Here is a 17578-nt window from a genome sequence, read left to right as displayed (position 1 = left end):
TTTTTTTTCAAAATGACGCATGGATAAAGCAACAGTGTTCATCAGCGTAATTCGTGCCTAGATTTATTATATAAACTAATTATGAAGCATATTTATAATCAAAATTGTTCTATCCATTGCAACCGGTTGGTATCGTAACCGCGGCGTTCGGCAGCGGTGACGAGTTTCTTTTTGATTTCCTCGGGCAGTTGCGGCGCGCGGCTTAGTATCCAGAGATATTTATCGGTGCTGCTGCCTACAAGGGCATAGTTGTAATTCTCTTCATCCAGCTCCAATATGTAATAATCAGAGTAGAAATTAAGGAAGAAAGAGACTTTCAGTTTACCCGGTTGCGCGGGATCGGGTATCTTGGCGTGTCCGTTGGCAGTCTTGCAGATATCATAAGGAGAATTGCGCTTGCATCCCCGGTTCTCCACACGAATCGTACCGTCGGGACGAAGCGTGTAAGTGGCCGTGACATCTACCAGCCCGTGTTCAAAACGGTTCTCGTAGCGGGCTATTTCGTACCAAAGTCCCATATATCGGTTCAGGTCGAGAGAGGAGACCGTGGTGTGATCCGTACCTTTAAAAAGACGTTCGACAGTAGGGATGGAAAAACGGAACCCGGCTTCCGTCAGACGTGTCGGGCGGACTTTCTGACCGGCTGTAAGGAAAGAGGCCGCTTCACCGTAAAATATACGGAAAGCCCGCTGCGGAGCAATAATCGTTGTCCATGCCTGATAAGCCCTCCCCATCTCACGGGTAAAAGAATATTGCGAAATCTGTTGCGGAGCGACCAGATTATACACACCTCGCGTTTCTTCGTGGGCGATCAAAAACTCCATAGCACGGCAAAGGTCGTGCATGGCTATCCACGGGAAAGACTGGGTGCCGGGACCGATGGCGGTAGCTACCTTCGTGGCTTGCAAAGGACGAAGCATCTGCTGCATCGCTCCCCCATCCGGAGAAAGCACTACGCCAAAGCGTGTAATGACGAGCCGGGTAGGTTGGGGACAGTGTTTGGCTTCTTTCTCCCATGCATAACAGAGATCGGAAAGAAAACCGTCGCCGCGGGTACGGGTATATTCGTCCGCTTCCACTTCCGGAGGATAATAGCCCACGGCGGAAGCTGAAATCATCAGTTTCGGTTTTGTCTTGACGGCATTTAACGCACGGATAATACGGTGCGTCACCACAATGCGGCTGTTGAACAATTCCTGTTTGTACTCCGGTGTCCAACGCTTATTGATGGGTGCGCCAGCCAGGTTGATGATTACGTCGCAATGCGTCAATGTCTGAATCAAATGTCCGGACATACCTTCGCGGAACATCGATCTTCCCAAGGGAATAATCCGGTGTCCGCCCTTTTCTGTGAGATAATTGGAAAGATGTTTACCTATATATCCGGTAGCTCCGGTCATTGCTATATTCATCTTGATTCATTATTTATTTTAACTCTACTAGAAAAACGTATAAAATGCAAGAAAAGTTCTTTGAAAAAAACAAAATGGGGCTATCTTTGCAAGGCAGACTTTAATACTGAAAGAAAAAAAATCTCTGAACAGACTGACAAAGAGAGAGAAAATTTGTTCTATCAAATAAAGGAGACGATGAACGGCATCTACAAACAGGGCGGACGGAATACAGAAAGCGATCTGTTTGGAGAGAATGGCAAGTATGTGAACAGTCCGACAAAGTCTGAACAAGAAACTGAATGGTATTAACTGAAATAATGAAATAAATAAATGAAGAAACAAACTAAAATCAACTATATTCTTACGCTCATATTAGTATTTTGCATCGGCGCATCCATTCCTGTATTGACAGGCAGCAGCCAGGTGACCGAACAACATTCCGCCAAATCGGAAGTTCCTTATTGCGTCACCTCGCCCACCGTTCCCGCCCAGGTTACTTTTGACGGAGAAACCATTGACCTCCGCCGCTATGACCGCCGCGAACGGATGGATCGTGAGATGATGGCTTTCACCTATATGCATTCCACCACCATGCTACTGATAAAACGTGCCAACCGATACTTCCCCATCATAGAACCGATACTGAAAGCCAACGGCATCCCCGACGACTTCAAATACCTGATGGTAATCGAAAGTAACCTGAACAACATCGCCCGCTCTCCGGCAGGAGCAGCAGGACTGTGGCAGTTTATGCCCGCCACCGGACGGGAATTCGGACTGGAAGTGAACGACAACGTAGACGAACGCTACCACATTGAAAAAGCAACCGTAGCCGCCTGCAAATATTTCAAACAAGCGTATGCCAAATATGGAGACTGGATGGCTGTCTCCGCCGCCTACAATGCCGGACAGGGACGTATCTCCTCCCAACTCGACAAACAACTGGCAAGTCATGCCATGGACTTATGGCTGGTAGAAGAAACTTCCCGCTATATGTTCCGCATATTGGCAGCCAAAGAGATATTCAACAACCCGCAACGTTACGGGTTTCTGTTGAAGCGGGAACATCTGTATCCGCCCATTCCCTACAAAAAGGTGACCGTCTCCACTAGCATCAATGATTTGAATGATTATGCCAAATCACAAGGTATCACATACGCACAACTCCGTGATGCCAACCCCTGGCTGCGCGACACCTCATTAAGGAACAAGACCGGAAAGACATACACCCTCTATATTCCCACACAAGAAGGTATGTATTACGATCCGAAAAAAACAGAGGCCTATAATAAACAATGGGTCATTGAGTGAAAATCCTCTCCCCCCAACCTCTTCTCATAGTGGAAAACGGAGTTTGTACTGCCCATCCACAGCCAAACAACCTCTTTCTACAAGAAGATGCCGGAGGAACGTCCAAATAGCATTTAGTATGAACTGTTAGTATGAAACTGAAAGAAAGAATCCATCGTTTTTTACATGACGAAAAACTGAAACGAAAGTTGTACGTCATCATCTTCGAATCGGACACTCCCGCCGGGAAACTGTTTGACGTGATTCTTATTGGCTGTATTCTAGTCAGCGTACTGCTTGTCATCATCGAAAGCCTGAAAGGACTTCCCAGCTTTCTGACGACTCCGTTCGTCATTATGGAGTACCTTTTCACCGCTTTCTTCACTTTCGAGTACCTAACGAGAATCTACTGCTCGCCCCGTCCCCGGAAATACATATTCAGCTTCTTCGGAATCGTAGACTTGCTAGCCACCCTTCCGCTCTACATCGGCCTGCTCTTCCCCGGTGCACGCTATCTGCTCATCATCCGTGCTTTCCGCCTGATACGGGTATTCCGTGTCTTCAAGCTCTTCAACTTTCTGAATGAGGGCGAACGACTGCTCACCGCCTTACGCGAAAGCAGCAAGAAGATTGCGGTATTCTTCTTATTTGTCGTCATCCTGGTGACTTCCATCGGCACGCTGATGTATATGATTGAAGGAACACAACCCAACTCACAGTTCAACAACATCCCGAACAGCATTTACTGGGCTATCGTCACCATGACTACCGTAGGCTATGGAGACATCACCCCCGTCACCGGTCTTGGGAAGTTCCTTTCCGCCTGTGTCATGCTAATCGGTTACACAATCATTGCCGTACCGACAGGGATCGTATCCGCCTCCATGATGAAAGACTACAAACGCAGAAGAGACAAAGAATGTCCCAACTGCCATCGCTCCGGACACGAAGACAATGCCGAGTTTTGCAAATATTGCGGACATAAATTGAATAATGACTAAACAATATCTATTCTTTATTTAACACGAAAAAGGTATTCACTATTTTCGTGAATCACAAATTAAATGCTATATTTGCAGAAACAAACGGAATATGATTATAGAATATGAGAAAGAGTATCTAAAAGAGTTATATGAGAATGGCAAGTGTAAAAGCAAAAAATATCGGTTTGATGCGGCTATTATAAAAAAATACCAGAAGCGTATCGACACATTAATCGCCGCTACCCGAATAGAAGATTTATTTGTCTTCAACTCTCTGAACTTCGAAGCTCTTCAAGGCCGTGCGGACTACTTTTCCATTCGCATAGACTATCACTATCGACTGGAATTTAAAACTCGCACTGAAGGTACAGAAATCATATTAACCATTTGCATAGTGACAGATATAACCAATCATTATCAATAAAAAGATTAAATTATGGATACAATAAAAAGATTACCAACACACCCAGGTGATATATTGAAAGAAGAATTGGAATGTCGCAGAATCTCTCAAAAGAAATTCTCGGAAATTCTGGGAGTTCCCTATACAATGCTTAATGAGATTTTAAATGGGAAAAGACCTATTACCAGTGATTTTGCATTAATGATAGAAGCCGCTCTAAACATTAATCCGGAACTACTCATCAATATGCAAGCACGATATAATATGGCTCTGGCACGTGAAAAGAAAGCACTTTCAAACCGATTAAACGAAATACGAAAAATGTGCGCCTCATTGCTATGAGTTCTTGCCAATACGCTCGAATAAAACAATAAACACACAGCCCACCGCATAACAAGCTATGTCCGCCCAATCGAACGTAGAGCCCAGAATGATTCTGGCTGCACGGTTCGTGATCCCCAATGTTTCCACCAACCGGAAGTATTGCAGCACTTCCACAAAACAGGCAAAAAGAAAGACATAAAACGGCATCCGCGGAATTCCTGTCGGGAGAAATATCCTCACAAAACTATACACCAGCACTACCACCAGCATATCTCCGACATAAGGACGTATGAAATTGTCACGCACATACAAAGCTATCAATACCTCGATGCAAAAGATCAGCAGAAAGCTGATTATATAAAAAAATCTTTTCTTCATTATTCACTCAATCACAGGGTTAAACATTCATTTGAGTCTGCGAATATACGATAAAATAGATCGAATACGTTCAAATATTACTAAATGATTGATCCATAAAAGAGAAATAATTGTATATTTATAGTTCCAAGTATTTTTCCACAAACAATAAAAAAACAGAAAGGAGATTGAACACATGATGTTGAACATAGATTTCGTCATTCGTTTATTGGTCGCCGGCATACTGGGGGCGATCATCGGACTGGACCGTGAATACCGTGCCAAAGAAGCCGGATACCGTACTCATTTCCTCGTATCACTAGGCAGTGCCCTGATTATGATTGTTTCCCAATACGGATTTCAGGAGATTATAAAAGAAAGCAGTGTCACGCTCGACCCCAGTCGTGTGGCGGCACAAGTCGTCAGTGGTATCGGATTTATCGGTGCGGGAACCATCATCTTCCAAAAGCAGATTGTACGCGGACTGACTACCGCAGCAGGAATCTGGGCAACTGCCGGTATCGGACTGGCAGTAGGCGCAGGAATGTACACCATCGGCATTGCTGCCATGGTATTGACCCTCATCGGACTGGAATTACTTAGTTACCTGTTTAAAAGCATCGGAATGAAAAGCTCGATGGTTTCTTTCTCTACTTCCAACAAAGACACTCTGAAACAGATAGCGGACAGATTCAACTCTAAAGACTACCTGATAGTCTCTTACGAGATGGAAACGTTGCATAAGGGTGAAGCAGAGTTTTATCAGGTGAGCATGGTCATCAAGTCGAAACGAAATAACGATGAAGGCCATCTGCTTTCATTGATACAGGAGTTTCCGGAGGTAACAGTGCAGCGGATTGAATAAGTCCCTTTACAAAAAGACAATAGAGAAAAGAAAAGCAGAAGAGACAAGGAGGAGTATTTTAATTCTAAAATATAAAGAGATGGAACTCTATTTCTGCTTTTCCGTCAGATACTTCCAATAACGTACAGGCATATCCTGCCTGTGCTTTCTCGGATTCATACGTTCTTTGATACAAATGGCCTTGAAATAAGTTTTCCAGAGTTGTTGGAAAAGTTTCTCATCCTTGTCCATCAGACTTTCATCCAGCATCCCCGTAATCAGATGGGATTCACGGCTGTCATCATCAAACGAGATGGTTGTCACCTCCTGCAAGTCATAATAAAAACCATAACGGCGTTTCATGTCATAGATAATCCACTTCTGATCGGCAAAACGGTCTTTGAAATGGTGAACGGTAAGAGGAAGCGCATTATACTGCGGTTCGAAAGCCGCAAAGAATGTACCATCCGCAGCTTTCTGAAAACGGACAAACTGCATCAGGTGCACACGTTCGCCATCCACTTTCTTCCATATTTGCGCCAATCGCAAAACGTCCGGATCGCCAAAATTGGTTTCGATGGAACGGGGTGAGTCGATCGCTTTACGGATATAACGAAAAATGAGCATCCCTACCTCCGGAAGCTCCGACAGCCAACTTTGTGTGAGGCAGCCCAAAGCGGAAACAGAGACTTTCTTCTGCAATCCCCGCCACACACGTCCTGCCTTCTCTTCATCGGTGACTACGGTATGCAACTCATCATAAAATAAGGGCAAAGCATCTCCTTCCGACAACAAATCATCGGGAAAGGTCTTGCGAAAATAGGCGTCGAACACGGCAGTCAGCAGACCATCAAAGCTTTTATCGTAAACGAAAACTTTCAAGATTTATGATTTATGATTTATGATTTCCGGGTTATGAATTATGATTTATGATTTATGATTTATGGGTTATGATTTCCGGGTTATGATTTATTTTTAGGCACGGATTACAGGGATTAATGCGGATTCTTTGCAGCAATGACAGCACTAAAAACCGTGTAATCCGTACCTAAATTATTATATAAGCTAATTAACATACTTAGTAATTCGTTTAATCAGAATTCATAAATCAGAAATCAGAAATCAAATCGTAATTGTCGTTCATCCACTTTCTTTTTTGGTTTCGGGAGCAATAAGCTACGTACCCGTTGCGGCGAAAGTTCGTTCACAGTCAGCATTTGGAGAGGCAGCTCTTTGCAGGTGATGAAATATTGCGCCTTCTTCATCACCACTCCTATCTTCTTCAGTTCATAAAAACCCAGTCGCGAAAAACGGCGGGAGGCGACAATCAGCTTCGCCGACTTCACTCCCACTCCCGGCACACGGAGCAACATTTCGTAGTCCGCTTTGTTGATGTCGACAGGAAACTGTTCGGGATGGCGCAAAGCCCACGAGAGTTTCGGGTCTATCTCGAGGTCGAGATCCGGATAGGCATCATCCACAATTTCGTCCACCTTGAATTGGTAAAAACGCAATAACCAGTCAGCCTGATAGAGCCGGTTTTCACGTACCAAAGGCGGTTGCTTCAATGCCGGAAGACGTTTATCGTATGTATTCACAGAAACGTAGCCCGAATAGTAGACACGCTTCATGGTAGGCCGTCCGTAAAGAGCCGACGAAAGGAAAAGAATATCTTTATCCGACTCGGAGGTAGCGCCCACAATCACCTGGGTACTTTGTCCCGCAGGCGCGAAACGGGGTGCATGGCGAAACTTCTGCCGTTCTTCCTTACTCTCCAACACACCTTGCTGAATGTATTTCATCGGAGCAAATACACTTTTATGATCTTTCTCCGGTGCAAGGAGTTTCAGGTTTTCTTCTTTGGGAATTTCGACGTTGACACTCAAACGGTCGGCATACAGTCCGGCCTCATTCACCAATTCACGACTGGCACCGGGAATACTCTTGAGATGAATATAACCGTTAAACCGGTACACTTGCCGCAAATCTTTGGCTACACGCACCAGTCTCTCCATCGTATAGTCCGGATTGCGGACCACTCCGGAACTAAGAAACAACCCCTCAATGTAGTTACGACGATAGAATTCCATTGTCAGTTCCACCAATTCCGAAACGGAAAATGTGGCGCGGGGAAGATCGTTGCTACGCCGGTTGATACAGTAGGCACAGTCGTAGATACAATAATTGGTAAGCATGATTTTCAATAGCGAGATACACCGCCCGTCCTCGGCAAAGCTGTGGCAGATCCCCCATCCTCCGACAGTGTTTCCCAGCGTACCCGGCTTATTGGAGCGCACCGTACCACTGGAAGAACAGGAAACATCGTACTTGGCAGATTCCGCAAGTATCTTCAGTTTAGCTAAGACGTTTTCGTTCATAATTCCCAATCTTGATTCTTTTCGCAAATATACGATTTAATTTGAGACGCGTATAGAAGAAAAAAAGTTTAGCAAATATATCAATACAAAACAAGTTAAATTTTATGATACAAAAAGCTACGCTTACAAAAGGAGTTTACCAAATACAATATTTTATTACATAGATCAAATAATAGAACAAAATAAATTAATTATTTTATCATAACAAATATATTTTCATTAACTTTGCAAAGTCAACACATGAAGTGTTGCATTAATAAACAATTTAATTTTACACAAATGGAGAATCCAAACGAAAACGAAGAAGAAATGGAAGAACGAGAATGGGTTATCAATGGTTTTAAAACCTTCTCTGCCGTAGCGCAGGAGTATTTTCCCGAATATTCTAACGCTGACACAGCCAGCAAAAGAATGAGAAACGAAATAGAACTCGACAAACAGCTCTTCGATGAATTAAAAGCCGCACATTACGTACACGAAACAACGCGTCTAAGTCCGAAGCAACAGCAGATCCTTTTCATGACCTGGGGACCGGAAAAAATAATCCTACGTTAGCGCATCACCCATAAGTAAAGATTTACTGCATCCTGACACCTCCGAAAACACAGAAAAAGTGTGTTGAATGAACTATATTATATAGATTATTATATTTTAGTATTTATATATGTTCGGTTGGTGGCTCGCCTACTTTTTTTTGAGCGTTGCAAACGCATGACAGACAAGCAGTTGAGTCACCTTCAGGGGGTGTTCGTTTGGTGGCTCGTTTTTTTGTTAAAAAAAATACTCAAAAAAAAAGCCGCATGTCCCCGAATAAAGCCTCTATTTACGGCAAACAGAGGTTCTATTTCTAATAAACAGAGGCTCTGTTTCATCCCAACAGAACCTCTGTTTTTCTATTCATTCCCCCAATCTCATCTTTTACACCCGCGCGGTGTCACACAGAACAACATTATTTCCGTCCTACAGCCCCCAATACAGCCCAAATACCACCATACCGTTCAAAACACCTTCATTCCAGCCAAAAAAGATTTGCACGAACAGCCATTCATACACTACCTTCGCAGCCGCATCCGACAATGTGTGCACATGGGAATAACCCCAAACAACAACAAGTAAATAAAAATACGCCTCAATGAAACAACTTCCAGAAAACCTCCTGCACGAAGGCTACATCCTGATTCCCAAAGCACTGTTAAAACGCCAGATAAACGATAAAGCTCCGGGAGAACTGGAAGCGCTCCTCCAAGTCCTGATACACGCCAACTACTCGGAAACCACGTACAAGATTCAGGAGATCGACATCGTATGCCAACGTGGAGAGTCCGTCGTCAGCTTGCGACACTGGAGCCAACTCTTCAATTGGAGCCGCTCCAAAGCCACCCGCTTCTTTCAAAAAATCCAGGAAGAGGGCATTATCAAGATCATCCCGCACCAGAAAGGAATCTTCCACATTCATATCAACAACTATGATTTCTGGACCGGCTGCATCTCTCCGGAAGCCCGCGAAGAAAAAAAGAAAGAAAAATCCGAAGCGTTCGATGTTTTCTGGGATAAATATCATGAAACGATGCAAAAACCCAAACAGAACGTCGCCCGTGCCCACCGAGAATGGGACAAGCTCACCAAAGAGGAACAGCAGACAGCCATCGACCACATCGAGGAAGTCTACTACCACACCAACGACACACGTTTCATCCCCCTTGCCGCCACCTACCTGAAAGACAAGGCTTTCTTAAACGAATATATAGACTAAAAAACATCGAAAAGAAATGCAACCACACGCCAGCGAACTCGAAGAAGCCATCATTGGAGCCTGCCTGATAGAACAGGAGGCTCTGCCACTCGTAGCCGACAAGCTACGTCCCGAAATGTTCTACGACGATCATCATCAGCTGATCTTCGCCGCCTTGATAGCTATGTATCAGGCAAACAAAAAGATAGATATTCTCACCGTCAAAGAAGAGCTCACCCGTCGCGGAGTGCTCGAAAAGATAGGCGGGCCGTACACCATCGTACAACTAAGCAGCCGGGTAGCCTCCTCCGCCCACATCGAGTATCACGCGCAAATCGTCCACCAGAAATACCTGGCACGCGAAGCCGTAGTCGGTTTCAACAAACTCCTCACCTGCGCCATGGATGAGACAATCGACATCGACGACACCCTCATCGACGCGCACAACCTGCTCGACCGTCTCGAAGGCGAATCCGGCCACCACGACCACATGCGCTGCATGGACACCCTAATGACCGACACGCTGAAAGAAGCTGAATTGCGTATTGCCAAAAGCGTGAACGGCGTCACCGGCATCCCCACCGGACTGACCGAACTCGACCAGAAAACAGGCGGTTTGCAGGATAGTGATCTGATAGTGATAGCCGCCCGACCTTCCGTAGGTAAAACGGCTTTTGCCCTGCACCTGGCACGCAGCGCGGCAATGGCGGGCAATGCGGTGGCCGTCTACAGCCTTGAGATGCAAGGGGAACGCCTTGCCGACCGATGGCTGGCAGCAGCAAGCAACATTAATCCTTACCGGTGGAGAAACGGAATACCTACCCTGCAAGAGATGGAAAATGCCCACACCGCAGCTTCAGAACTGTCGGGACTCCCCATCTACGTGGACGACAGCACTTCTGTCAGCATGGATCACATTCGCTCAAGTGCCCGGCTACTGAAAAGCCGCAATCAGTGTGACGCAATTATTATCGACTACCTGCAACTCTGCGACATGACTACCAAGCAGGCCAACCGCAACCGCGAGCAGGAAGTGGCACAAGCCACCCGGAAAGCCAAGTTGCTGGCCAAGGAGCTGCATATTCCCGTCGTACTGCTTAGTCAACTGAACCGCGAGTCGGAGAATCGTCCCGGAGGACGTCCGGAACTGGCACACCTGCGCGAGAGCGGAGCTATCGAACAGGATGCGGACGTCGTGATGTTGCTTTACCGACCGGCGATGCAACGCGTCGTCACCGACCGGGAAAGCGGTTACCCGACAGAAGGACTGGGGGTGGTTATCGTTGCCAAGCAGCGTAATGGAGAGACTGGGAATGTATATTTCGGACATAATCCGTCGATGACAAAAATATATGACTATGTTCCGCCATTGGAATATTTGGAAAAACATGCTAAATAAAACGATCTATTGTATAAATAATCAAGACAATTTATCAAAATAGTATTGATACATATCCGGTGCAAAACTTTTTATATTATCAGAGAAAATAAAACCATATTTACTTGACTTTGCCTCTCTGATTTTGTATATTTGTAGTATCAAAAAGAAAACATATAATTATTCACTTAAACCTTAACTTTTCAAATTTATGGATGTATTAGTAGAACGCTATCAGCGCAGAAAGTATGTAAATCAGGAGGATGCTCCGTTACTGTATTACATACGTCAGAAATCGGGCAATGTAAGAGTGATGGACGTTGATACGATGGCTACCGCCATCGAAAGTAAATCGTCACTGACTGCCGGAGATGTGAAACACACCATTGAGGCATTTGTAGAACAGTTGCGTCTGTCGCTCACCCAGGGCGATAAGGTGAAGATTGACGGATTGGGTACGTTCCACATCACGCTGACTAGTGATGGTACGGAGACTATGAAAGATTGTACGGTGCGCAGCATCCGCCGTGTCAATGTCCGCTTCGTTGCCGACAAAGCGTTGAAGCTGATGAATTCGAGCCATACGAGTACACGAAGCGAAAACAACGTGGACTTCGTTCTGGGCGGAAAGGGCGATGGAAGCGATTCCGGAAACGGTGGTTCGGACGATGATTCCGGCAGCGGTTCGGGGGGCAATAAACCGGGCGGTGGAGAAGCACCGGATCCAGCAGCGTAAATAAGCTGCCCGCTCTATCTTCTTTGGCAGAATGAAACTTCATCCTTAGAAAAAACAGTATCACATGGTTTCAGGAACTGATCCATGTATGGTTCCTTGCCATGTGGTTGCTGTTTTTCTGTTTTTCTCTTTCCCGCATTTTCCCATTTTCTTTATTTCTCTATTTTTTTCATTCTCGTGTTTTTTTAGTTTTCCTATTTTTAGTTTCTCTTATTTTTTAATTCTCAATTCTCAATCTTTAATTTTTAATCTTTAATTCAAGAAAGATGTTAGACAAAATCATTGATATTATTACAGCCATCCTCCCTTTTTTCGGAGGTCGCAAAAAACGTCAGCAAATGATGCAGGACGTCAAAGAGTTCAGCGAACTAGTGAAAGAGCAGTATGGCTTCCTTATGAAACAGCTCGAAAAGGTGCTCAAGGATTATTTCGATTTGAGCGACCGTGTGAAGGAAATGCACTCGGAGATTTTTTCATTAAAAGGCAAACTTTCGGAAGCTGTCACTTTACAGTGTGTCAATAAAGAGTGTATTCAGCGCAACAATGGTTCCGAATCCACATCATCATCCACTTCTTTAATACCTGCCTAACGCATGAGAACTATTAATCTGATTGTCGTGCATTGCTCCGCTACCCGCGAGGATAAATCTTTCACCGAACATGATTTGGACGTTTGCCATCGTCGCCGCGGCTTCAATGGTGTGGGTTATCATTTTTATATTCGTAAGAACGGGGATATTAAGTCTACCCGTCCGTTAGAACGGATCGGTGCGCATAGCCGTGGTTTCAACCGGGAAAGTATCGGTATCTGCTATGAAGGCGGACTGGACTGCATGGGACAGCCGAAAGACACGCGCACTTGTTGGCAGAAACACTCGCTACGGGTTCTTATCCTGACTTTATTAAAGGATTTTCCGGGATGCCGTGTCTGCGGGCATCGTGATCTTAGTCCTGATCTTGACGGAGACGGTGAGATTGAACCGGAAGAGTGGATCAAGGCTTGCCCCTGTTTCGAAGCGAGCAAGGAGTGGGATAAAGAATAGGTTTCTTTTTTCATTTACATATTCTATTGTTAGTTGTTATTGGTTAATTGTTATTGGTTATTAATCAAGAAAACCCGGACTTTCGCAAGCCCGGGTTTTCTGCATCTTGGGAACGCCTCCTTTACCTATAGGGAAATGGGGGACTAGTAATTTGATTCTAGTACAACAAAAAGACGCTCCGAGAGTAAAAATAAAAAGGGATACCTGTGGGAAATGTGGGAGGCACCCTTTTCTAAAGAAGAACAAAGATGGAAGGATTGACTTTCACAAGCCATATCCTTCACTTTGTTTCTTCTCGGCATATTCTTCACACGAGGGTGAAGAAGGGTTTTATTATCTATAAAAGTTATCTATTCAAAAACTCTCTCTTCTAATGAAATAAAAGAGATATCTTTTAGAAAAGAGTTATTATCATATTTACTCAACCGTTACAGTTATTGTCGTAACATCACCTGTTGAAGAGATTACTCCTCCCCATTTAGACTTAACTGTTACTTCTACAGTTGCCGTCAAGCCGTCTCTAGATGGCATATCCTTACCAGCTTGAGAGTATGACAACTCGCCGGCAGCACTAACTTCAAACTTATCGGCATTGTCTCCGACAACTTTGAAAGCAGGAGCTGTAAGACCATACATATCAAGAGCATCAACCGAATTAGCAAATCCATTAGAACCATCCCCAGTTACACCAGTTCCGGCTTCCCACATCTTCTGACCTCTATAGTCTTTCCAAACAGATCCTGTAGCTAAATTAACAGTAGAGGTTTTATCAGATGCTATTTTTTGTGTAAGCTTAGTTGGTGCAGTCCATGTGCCGCTCAACTTAGCATCAGGAACGAGTGTTACTGTATATACCGCATTTTTCTTTTCGCCACATTTCACTGTAGCTGTCACTTTTACAGGTGCTGCATAGTCCTCATTAATAATTAGCTTTGGAGCACTAGAGAAATCTATTCCAGTACCTGTTGCTGCAAATTCAATAGTACCACCTGCATCTGTAACTACCTTTTTGTATACATCACTATAGTTAGGGAATAATGTAGAAACATCTCCTACTTCTACAGCAATTTCAGTAGCCTGTGCTGCATCTACACCTGCATCGACCTTTTGAGGAGAAGTTACAGTAGTCAAAGCAACGTCTGCCAAAGACTTAACTGTAACAGCGGCCTTCACTGTAATTGTCTTCACAGAAGATACAGTTATCACTGCTGTAGGATTATAAGTGCCGACTTTTGTTGCACTAGGCACTGTTATTGTCAAAGCGTTCTCACTGCCGCGAGCAAAAGTTACACTGTTATCTGCACCAGTTACATCAAAAGCACTAGCTGCCAAAGCTTTATAATCAGCCTCCGTAATAGCTCCTTTGTTATACAAATCAACCATATTGATAGTATATGTCTGCACGCCATTACCTTTCCAAGTACCTTCGAAGCTATATGCTATTTCTTTATTTTCCGTTTTCTGTGTAATAGTCACTTTATCGGTAGCAGTCAAATCAGTGGTGACAGGATCATCAACGCCTGTAATTGCAGTCTTTGCATCAACATCAACAGTCTGACCTACCAATCCTACTTGACCAAAGGCAGTCTCCGCTAATGTCACTTTACCTGTTGTTGCATCAATAGCAAAATATTGCTTGTTAGCACCAGTCAATTCAAAGGTTGTATTGAATACTCCCTTGAGTCCTGCGGGTATATCCGTATAGGTAGTTGAAGCATCAGCATCGGCAGTAGTCTTATCATCATAGAAGACAGCTTGTTCCTTACCATCTTTGCTGAATGTCAGACTTGACTTATTATCATTATATATAATGCTTCTGTCCGTTTCACCAGTTATATATTTAACCTTGTAGCCAGGAGATAAATATTTGGTCGTCATCAACACAGGGAAGTAGTTTGATGTAATCTCTGTCAGTACTTCCTTACTGTTATCCTTCACCATCAGACACAATGCATAGTTTTCAGATGCACTAGTAGTACTCAAAGGAATAGTGATAAGACCTGTAGGTTCACCACCCTCTTTCTCTACTGTCACCTCACCTACTTTGAAGATATTCGTATTCGTAGAACGTGTCTTTTGCGCATCCACAAGAAGGCTATACTTTCCTGTCTCAAAGCCTAGTGCTGCTTTTGCAGGCGAAACGCGGAATGTAACAGTCAAGTCTTCACTGCGTGAGATGATAGAATAGCTTGTAGCACTCGAATTCTTCTTAGCATACAAAGTGGTAAACTCTTCTGTACCGGCTGTATTCTTCGGAACATATACCACGCTCTGTACCATTGCTTTGATAGCTTCGATGTCAATACCATGTTGTTTCACGTCACCAACCAACTGCTCGAAAGTGAAGTCGGTAGTTTTCATAGCTTCATCGATAGCATCTTCTACTTTACTCTTCAAATTGGTAGGAGTAAACATCGTCTCATAGTTTGAACGCAATGTCTCGATCTGGTTCAGCACTGCCGCGAAATCGGCATACTGTCCCGGATTCTTTTCCAAGAAACTGTTTATAGCATCTTGAATATCTTCCAAATCATCCAATCTAGCAAGAATACCTTTGTTTGTTGCATCACCATCCAATGCTTTAGTGAGCTGATCTTGAATTTTAGTTAACGCACCATCTTTTCCTGTAATAGCTGTAATAGCATTGTTCACAGAAGTAAGTTCTGTTGCAATGGCAGTGCTTACGGCAGTATTGATATATTCTACAAGATCTTTACCATCAAGTTTCTCTGCGATTGTGCTATTGATAAAAGCAGACAGCAATTCGTCAGTTTTTGCAGCTGCACTGATTACTTTGTTGTTCTCGTAGTCGGCTACAAAATTCTGCAAAGTCTGAATATCACCTTCGGCACCAGTCAGTTTGTCATAGCTTTCCTTCAATGCTTTGAGAGTTGCATCGTTAGCATCTACTAAAGTCTTCAGTTCATTTTGTTTACTAGACAATTGCGTTGCAAGTTCTTTAGCTGCTGTAGCATCCCCCTGTGCGGCAGCCAGTTTAGCTTTTAAGTCTGCAATTTCAGCCTCCAATGCTTTAATAGAGGCATCTTTGTTCTCCAGAGCTTTGGACAGTTTGTCGATTTCTGTAGCCAACTCCGTTTTTGCAGCTGCAATGGCGGTTTTCATATCCTCAATGCTAACGGGACTTGACGTGTTGATCTTATCAATCTGCTCCTGCAGATTTTTCACATCATCGTCGTAGTCCTTACAACTTGTTACAGTTGTACTTACTGCAAGCGTCAACGCCCCGAAGAGCATCACTTTTACAAATTTTCTTTTCATAACTACTTAAAAATTACATTAATAATATATTATTAAACACTAAGTTTCAATAATAGACCGCCCGTTACTTTGTAGGTAACGGGAAAACCTTTGTGCCTGCTCTTCGGGAGTAGTCAATACTGAAAAATGATACGATAAGCAATGAAACTTTTTTACCCCTGCTTCTGAAAGGCAGTAGAGGGAAGGAGATCTTTTGCAAAAATTTAGAAGTTAACAAAGCCCTAATACAAAGAATCCGCGTGTTTTATTTGGTTAATTCCTATTTTGAGTAGTTTATTAGAAAAAATGTATGATTTCGTTTGGTTGTTTTAAGAAATATGCTCATATTTGCACCGATATTCATTCCCGTTACCTACAAAGTAACAGAGTAATTTTCAAGCGCTTACACCTATAACAGAGCGTTTCACGAAGTCAAGAACTTGTCTATTTGCTTCATCAATTTTCTTACTCCGAAAAGGTTTCAAATAAGTCTCCGTCACAGTGATAGACGAATGCCCCATCGCTTCGGAAATAATACCCGGATGGATCTCACAATAATAAGCTGTCGTAGCCCATGTATGGCGGGCGGTGTACGAGCTCAACTTATCGGATAATCCCAATAATTCACCTAGCAACATCAACTGTTGGTTAAAGCTGCGCAATGCCAACTGATATTCGCGATACGCCTCTTTAGTTCCTTCACGGCTTTTCAACAATGGAAATAAATAGGGAGAAGAAGGATCACGATTCATATACTTCTTCACCAGGATCATCGCTTCGGGAGTCAATGTCACCGACAATGGTCGTCCTGTCTTACGTCTGCGATACGTTATTACGTTATCACGCAAATCACTCTTACGCAAATAAGCGAGATCGACAAACGGCATACCACGAAGCGAAAACATCAGAATGAATAACTCTTGTGCCTGACATACAGCAAATGGCACACTTGATGTACGAGACAATTTTGCAAACACCTTCTTCATATCGTCATCACACAACGCACGTTTATGATCGGCACGAGTACCGGTATAAACAGAACGGAACAGATGAGGTACATAAGGAACTTTCCCAAGATCGACGGCACGATTGTAAACCGCACGAAACGTACGCAGATAAGTGGAAACGGTGTTCCAGCTACAACCACGACTGCGAAGGTAAACTTCGAATCCCTTCAGCCACTCCGAAGTTACTTCACTAAAAAGCAAATCTTCTTCCCCACAATAAGCAATGATGGCATTCAGACTGCTACGATAAACATGCGCAGTACCGAAGTTTCCCTCCATCTGTAGCCCCATGGCTACCTGCTTCATAAATGTTACTACTTTCAACATTTCTCAATTTATTAATTTATTCGACAATAAAGATACAAGTATTCTCACTATTACCACCCGGATATATCCAAAGATATTCTATCATTTATATAACTGCCATCCATCAATATTCATTTTTTATTGT

Annotated in this window: 18 protein-coding genes; 12 read left to right on the top strand and 6 right to left on the bottom strand. The window is 43.7% G+C overall.

Annotated elements, in window-relative coordinates:
- Positions 1-98 precede the first annotated feature (98 nt).
- Positions 99-1412 (bottom strand): TIGR01777 family oxidoreductase, encoded by a 1314-nt coding sequence (locus KTR06_RS18400; protein ID WP_087323516.1) that lies wholly within the window; start codon positions 1410-1412, stop codon positions 99-101.
- 60 nt (positions 1413-1472) lie between these two features.
- Between KTR06_RS18400 and KTR06_RS24550 the strand changes: the two genes are divergently transcribed.
- The 5 genes from KTR06_RS24550 (at position 1473) to KTR06_RS18375 (ending at position 4412) form a co-directional block, all read left to right on the top strand.
- Positions 1473-1703, top strand: coding sequence for a hypothetical protein (locus KTR06_RS24550; RefSeq protein WP_032851589.1), 231 nt, complete (start codon positions 1473-1475; stop codon positions 1701-1703).
- 21 nt (positions 1704-1724) lie between these two features.
- Complete coding sequence (locus tag KTR06_RS18390; RefSeq protein ID WP_217290686.1) at positions 1725-2705, top strand: lytic transglycosylase domain-containing protein; 981 nt, start codon at positions 1725-1727, stop codon at positions 2703-2705.
- Between the two features lie 131 nt (positions 2706-2836).
- The gene (locus KTR06_RS18385) at positions 2837-3685 is read left to right on the top strand and encodes an ion transporter (protein ID WP_009040786.1); all 849 of its coding nucleotides are present in this window, start codon (positions 2837-2839) and stop codon (positions 3683-3685) included.
- Positions 3686-3776: 91 nt separating this feature from the next.
- Entirely contained in the window at positions 3777-4091 is a 315-nt protein-coding gene (locus KTR06_RS18380; protein WP_141409009.1) for a type II toxin-antitoxin system RelE/ParE family toxin, read from the top strand.
- Between the two features lie 12 nt (positions 4092-4103).
- The gene (locus tag KTR06_RS18375) at positions 4104-4412 is read left to right on the top strand and encodes a HigA family addiction module antitoxin (protein ID WP_009040788.1); all 309 of its coding nucleotides are present in this window, start codon (positions 4104-4106) and stop codon (positions 4410-4412) included.
- On the opposite strand, the gene KTR06_RS18370 is transcribed toward KTR06_RS18375, so the two are convergent.
- Positions 4407-4772: a DUF2809 domain-containing protein gene (locus tag KTR06_RS18370; RefSeq protein WP_117811035.1), complete on the bottom strand. Its 366-nt coding sequence runs from the start codon at positions 4770-4772 to the stop codon at positions 4407-4409. The two genes, KTR06_RS18375 and KTR06_RS18370, sit on opposite strands and share 6 nt — an antisense overlap.
- Positions 4773-4947: 175 nt before the next feature.
- Between KTR06_RS18370 and KTR06_RS18365 the strand changes: the two genes are divergently transcribed.
- The gene (locus KTR06_RS18365; protein WP_004314765.1) at positions 4948-5616 is read left to right on the top strand and encodes an MgtC/SapB family protein; all 669 of its coding nucleotides are present in this window, start codon (positions 4948-4950) and stop codon (positions 5614-5616) included.
- 87 nt (positions 5617-5703) lie between these two features.
- Here KTR06_RS18365 and KTR06_RS18360 read toward each other — a convergent pair whose 3' ends face one another.
- Both KTR06_RS18360 and KTR06_RS18355 read right to left on the bottom strand, forming a co-directional pair.
- The gene (locus KTR06_RS18360; protein WP_151926783.1) at positions 5704-6477 is read right to left on the bottom strand and encodes a TIGR03915 family putative DNA repair protein; all 774 of its coding nucleotides are present in this window, start codon (positions 6475-6477) and stop codon (positions 5704-5706) included.
- Between the two features lie 233 nt (positions 6478-6710).
- Positions 6711-7973 carry a putative DNA modification/repair radical SAM protein gene (locus KTR06_RS18355; protein WP_004314762.1) on the bottom strand — a complete coding sequence of 421 codons (1263 nt, stop codon included), beginning with the start codon at positions 7971-7973 and terminating at the stop codon, positions 6711-6713.
- Between the two features lie 279 nt (positions 7974-8252).
- Here KTR06_RS18355 and KTR06_RS18350 point away from each other — a divergent pair, with 279 nt between their 5' ends.
- The 6 genes from KTR06_RS18350 to KTR06_RS18325 all read left to right on the top strand — a co-directional run bounded on the left by KTR06_RS18350 (position 8253) and on the right by KTR06_RS18325 (position 12862).
- Positions 8253-8528, top strand: coding sequence for a DUF4248 domain-containing protein (locus tag KTR06_RS18350; protein ID WP_217290685.1), 276 nt, complete (start codon positions 8253-8255; stop codon positions 8526-8528).
- Positions 8529-9105: 577 nt separating this feature from the next.
- A complete protein-coding gene (locus KTR06_RS18345) occupies positions 9106-9726 on the top strand; it encodes a hypothetical protein (RefSeq protein WP_217290684.1) in 621 nt (206 codons plus the stop codon).
- A gap of 16 nt (positions 9727-9742) precedes the next feature.
- Positions 9743-11104, top strand: coding sequence for a replicative DNA helicase (dnaB, locus tag KTR06_RS18340; protein ID WP_118407843.1), 1362 nt, complete (start codon positions 9743-9745; stop codon positions 11102-11104).
- Between the two features lie 190 nt (positions 11105-11294).
- Positions 11295-11819 (top strand): HU family DNA-binding protein, encoded by a 525-nt coding sequence (locus KTR06_RS18335; protein WP_008644339.1) that lies wholly within the window; start codon positions 11295-11297, stop codon positions 11817-11819.
- Between the two features lie 266 nt (positions 11820-12085).
- Positions 12086-12409: a hypothetical protein gene (locus KTR06_RS18330; RefSeq protein ID WP_117811028.1), complete on the top strand. Its 324-nt coding sequence runs from the start codon at positions 12086-12088 to the stop codon at positions 12407-12409.
- A 3-nt stretch (positions 12410-12412) separates the two neighbouring features.
- Positions 12413-12862: an N-acetylmuramoyl-L-alanine amidase gene (locus tag KTR06_RS18325; protein ID WP_004314755.1), complete on the top strand. Its 450-nt coding sequence runs from the start codon at positions 12413-12415 to the stop codon at positions 12860-12862.
- 417 nt (positions 12863-13279) lie between these two features.
- On the opposite strand, the gene KTR06_RS18320 is transcribed toward KTR06_RS18325, so the two are convergent.
- Positions 13280-16141: a hypothetical protein gene (locus KTR06_RS18320; RefSeq protein WP_195504125.1), complete on the bottom strand. Its 2862-nt coding sequence runs from the start codon at positions 16139-16141 to the stop codon at positions 13280-13282.
- A 374-nt stretch (positions 16142-16515) separates the two neighbouring features.
- On the bottom strand, positions 16516-17454 hold the full coding sequence (locus KTR06_RS18315; protein ID WP_055236279.1) for a site-specific integrase: 939 nt from the start codon (positions 17452-17454) through the stop codon (positions 16516-16518).
- Positions 17455-17578: the final 124 nt, after the last annotated feature.

Origin of the sequence: Bacteroides sp. MSK.20.12 (genome assembly GCF_019052435.1) — a bacterium.
GTDB classification, from domain to species: domain Bacteria; phylum Bacteroidota; class Bacteroidia; order Bacteroidales; family Bacteroidaceae; genus Bacteroides; species Bacteroides xylanisolvens.
Note: the sequence above shows the minus strand (reverse complement) of the source record. Positions and strands in the feature narration are given on the sequence as shown.